Raw genomic sequence first — 255 nt, forward strand, 5'->3', positions numbered from 1 at the left:
TTTGAACGGCGACATCACGTTGGGGCGTCCTCGGGGGCGTGGCGTTAGGGCGGGTATGCCGCCGCTATGATAGCTTTGTTCCCATGCGCTCACGATGGACTTGTTGCGGATGTCGTACAGCAGGGCTGTTTCCTGATAAGAGAGCCGATTGAGCCACATGTGTTGCAACACAGAGAGTTTGAATTCGGCACTGTAGTGGCTATATTTTTTATCTAAGCCGTCGGCACCACGTAACTGAAACCGGCGTACCCAGTG

Annotated in this window: 1 protein-coding gene; it reads right to left on the minus strand. The window is 54.1% G+C overall.

The annotated features are described in order from the left end of the window. A partial coding sequence (locus H8K47_RS18110) for a helix-turn-helix domain-containing protein (RefSeq protein ID WP_186882739.1) occupies window positions 1-255 on the minus strand: 255 nt, incomplete at both ends.

The organism is Cognatundibacterium rugosum (genome assembly GCF_014284365.1).
GTDB lineage: Bacteria > Pseudomonadota > Gammaproteobacteria > Burkholderiales > Burkholderiaceae_D > Undibacterium > Undibacterium rugosum.